The following is a 2,742-nucleotide window of genomic DNA, read 5'->3' as shown; positions in this document are numbered from 1 at the left end:
GTTGAATATTTGTGACTTCATTGGAGAAATCTTGAGATTTAATAGAAGAAATAGGAGGATTCACAGAAGGTAAAGCATTCTGGAGTTTTTCTAAGCTAGAGAGAATATCTTGATCGGTTTCAGGAGTTTTTTGCTTAACATTAGCAGAAATGGTATCGTAGAAACTTTTAGCATTGATAACAAACCCTCGTGAATCCTGATATTCAATACGTGCAACAATTTTATTATCTATAATTCCTGCTTCGTATTCTACTTTGGCAGTTTCGAGCAACCTGCTAACTACCTGCATGACAAACTTAGGGGATTGCAGTTCAGCTTTCGGTAAAGCATTAATTGCTTGAGCAATTGCTTCCATAGAAGCTTTGTATCCAGACTCAACCTTTTTATCGGCTGGCTGATATTTCGCTATATCATACAAATCCTCTAGAGTTTTTTTGAATTCACGAACTTTGCGTGAATGTAGCTGATCCTCTATTTCTCCATAAAGTTCATCTACTGGATGTCCTAAATGCGGCTCTGCTTGATCGGGCGTTCCCTGCTCTAACAACTCATTTGCTACCATGAGATGCCCTTTCATCAATCCTAGAGCAGTCATATAAGTAATGTCCCGCTCTTCCTGAGAAACAACATTAGTTGAACTTTTAGGAGGAGAATTTGTTACAAAACTACTATTACAGCTATTGATTACAAAAAAAATAGTAGTCACAAAAGCAATTAATAATAAGCGTAATTGAGACATTGTTTCTATTCATTGAATACTTTTACTATTGAAAACAGTTGATTGAATCAAAAGAATAAATACAGTTAATTCCGCAATAAGATATTTGTTATCTAAATCTCTTTGCCTGTAGAACTTACCTTATTACTTATTACACTTATAGAATTTATCATGTTCAATGTCAAAAAATGGGTCTTTCAATTCGTTTTCTATCATGTCATGAGTTATATTAATGTCATAGAATATTTTCCTTGTCCTTAATTCGTCTATCAATCCTTCTTGGTTATTGGCGCAATTCTTATTTATAGAACATTTTTCTGCTAAATCTTGATATTTGCGAATAAAATCTGCATTTATGCTGTCGAAGCCATTAACTGCTTTATCAAAACTCAGTGTTGTCTTAAATGCCTCGATAGTGTTCGGATAATCTTCACTTAAATATAGTAAAAAACTCAAGTTTCTCCAAGCAGGATAAACATTAGATGTTTCAGTTCGCTCTGTCACATTTCTATAATTTGTGATAGCATACTTACGACTTTCGTAGATCACTAATTCAGCAGAGGTATCCATTGAAATTTGAGCGTATGCAGATGCTAAGTCTTGCATTATTTTGTAAGATTTATCATCAAGCTTAAGAGCTTCTTCAAGTGAGTGTTTTGCTGACACAAAATCTTTCCGATAAGTTTCCGCCTTAGCCTTAGTTAGCAGTATTCCTCTACGGAACTGTGCAGATTGTAAATTTGCATTATCTTGCAGTACGTTATTTGGGTCTTTAATGATTTCAGCTATTTCTGTTTGTGCAGGAGGCAAAGCAGAGAGTCGTTCTTCCAACAATGCCCACATTTCCTCAATCTCTACTTTTGATACCTCATTAGTTTCTAAAGCATCTAACTAAATCTGTGTGAATTGCAACTGATTTTGATTGAGTTGTTTAGTAATTTCTACAACAATCTTTCTTTGAGTAGAGTTATAGTGACTGAGTAAAACTTGCTGAGTTTGGTCTAACCTTCCAAGAATAGCAATCTGACCACTCATTAAAACTCTCAAGCCACCTTCAATCTTAGCTAATCGCTGATTTTCAGATTGCACCACTTGTTGTTCTTGATTTTTCAACTGCTGTTGAAGTTCTTCAAATTCTTTATAGTAACGATTAGCCGACTTCTGTAGCTGCTTTATATTTATTTCGGCTTTAGCCCTAGTTCGCGGATCTTCTGACAGGTCAAATTGTTCTTCATATTCGCTACGTAACTTCTGAGCTTTGGCTATATTATCTTCTAAATACTTAAGTCTTTGTTCAAAAAACGCAAAAGCCATAAGCTTAATAACTGGTACACCGTATTTACACTACCAATGTAGCACTGCTACTTTATATCGAGAGCTTTATACAGGGGGAATATACGGAAATTTTCAATATTTCTTAACTTGACTTCTTATAGAAAGTCTTCAAGCTAAGAAACAGTTGCACTTCAAGATTCTCTACTTGTTCAAGAAGTCGGAAATCCCCCTAGTTGTTGGGCAATTTTCTTTGGTAATAATCCCTGAATCTCTTCTAGCAAAGCAGTTATCTCTTCTAAATTTTCTTGTTGGGGTTGTTGAGCGGCTACAAGGATGGCAATGCTGGCTACAGTAGGGGCTTCGTATAGTAAGTTTCGCGTGGAGAGTTCTATGCCGAAGCGAGATCGCGCAAACGAGAGATGGCTTGAATTGCTAGTAACGAATTTTGCGCGTCACCACACCACCAACAAAAGCCCCTAAGATAGTGCCTGTCCAAAGTCCTGTTGTGCTACCTTGCCATATTGCTCCTGGTGTCATCCAAGCGTTGCACATCTCCTTTAAACCCCAAGGTTGGTTTTGGCACTTTTGGCTATGCAGCATAATAGTGATTTGCCCACTTGTGTAAGCACCAAAAAAACCTGATGACAGCGCCAAAAAAGTGCAAATTAAAATTCTGTTTTTTGTCATTTGTCATTTGTCATTTGTCATTGGGCATTAGGAGTGCTGAGTGCTGAGTTAAGAGTTAAGAG

Annotated in this window: 3 protein-coding genes and 1 pseudogene; all 4 read right to left on the bottom strand. The window is 36.5% G+C overall.

What is annotated here, in order from left to right:
- Nucleotides 1–595, bottom strand: a pseudogene (locus tag IQ229_RS22780) (helix-hairpin-helix domain-containing protein); the annotation flags it as partial.
- Nucleotides 596–862: 267 nt separating this feature from the next.
- On the bottom strand, nucleotides 863–1,552 hold the full coding sequence (locus IQ229_RS22775; protein ID WP_228013665.1) for a hypothetical protein: 690 nt from the start codon (nucleotides 1,550–1,552) through the stop codon (nucleotides 863–865).
- A gap of 57 nt (nucleotides 1,553–1,609) precedes the next feature.
- Nucleotides 1,610–2,032 (bottom strand): hypothetical protein, encoded by a 423-nt coding sequence (locus IQ229_RS22770; protein ID WP_194047653.1) that lies wholly within the window; start codon nucleotides 2,030–2,032, stop codon nucleotides 1,610–1,612.
- Between the two features lie 393 nt (nucleotides 2,033–2,425).
- A complete protein-coding gene (locus IQ229_RS22765) occupies nucleotides 2,426–2,680 on the bottom strand; it encodes a hypothetical protein (RefSeq protein ID WP_194047651.1) in 255 nt (84 codons plus the stop codon).
- Between the last annotated feature and the right edge of the window lie 62 nt (nucleotides 2,681–2,742).

Origin of the sequence: Nostoc cf. edaphicum LEGE 07299 (assembly GCF_015207245.1) — a bacterium.
Lineage (GTDB): Bacteria > Cyanobacteriota > Cyanobacteriia > Cyanobacteriales > Nostocaceae > Nostoc > Nostoc edaphicum_B.
This window is presented reverse-complemented; position numbering and strand designations above follow the sequence as displayed.

Excerpts from the sequence above, each read along its gene's own strand:
- IQ229_RS22770 (WP_194047653.1), bottom strand. The coding sequence starts at position 2,032 with ATGGCTTTTGCGTTTTTTGAACAAAGACTTAAGTATTTAGAAGATAAT.
- IQ229_RS22765 (WP_194047651.1), bottom strand. The coding sequence starts at position 2,680 with ATGACAAAAAACAGAATTTTAATTTGCACTTTTTTGGCGCTGTCATCA.